This window comes from Mycobacterium sp., from assembly GCF_008709575.1.
Classification (GTDB): domain Bacteria; phylum Actinomycetota; class Actinomycetes; order Mycobacteriales; family Mycobacteriaceae; genus Mycobacterium.
On the sequence record NZ_VYIK01000416.1, the window covers coordinates 1 to 650 of the forward strand.

The 650-nt window shown below is 65.4% G+C and carries 1 pseudogene; it reads right to left on the reverse strand.

The window, feature by feature from the left end:
• Window positions 1-230 precede the first annotated feature (230 nt).
• A pseudogene (locus F6Q13_RS19320) lies at window positions 231-650 on the reverse strand (IS1380 family transposase); the annotation flags it as partial.

Sequence of the window (650 nt, forward strand, 5' to 3'; positions counted from 1 at the left end):
AATGGCGGTGGGAGACGCTCGCCGCGCGGCTGGCCGGGCTGCTGGCCGGCTAAGCCTCAATCCGTGGATTGGTGATTTCGAGCGTTCCTCGGGCTGATTAGGGTGGGCTGCGGCTGGCTGGGGATGCGCCTGGACATGGGTGATCGGCTGGCCTGTACCAGCTTTTCCTTGTTACGGGCTTCCTCGGCTCGGGCCTGGGATGGCGGGGTGGACAGGATCTGGCCGTGTGGTCAGGCAGCGCGCGGCTGTGCGGTTGGATAGCTGATGACGTTGTCCCACAGGGCTTTCCACCCGGTTTGCCAGGGCCAGTGGGCTGGCAGATGCAGCATCGGTTTGCGGGCAGGGGCGGCGAAGCGGGCGGGCACGTTGACCAGGTCGCGGCGCAAGGTGGCGCCACGGGCCACGGCATGGTTACCGCCAGCAAGGGTGCCGGCAGCGCGCAGCAGGTTATGCGCGATCACCGCACAGCCCAACCAGGCACAATTCGCAGCAAACAGCCCTGAGGGTATATGGGCCAGTGGGCCGTCGATCAAATCGGCGAAGGTGGTCTCGATGATGGCGTGCTTTCGGTGGGTGATGTCGGCCTCGGTGGTGGGCAACTTGGAGTTGGTGACAAACGGGTGGTAGCGCCACACCGGAAACAACCCATC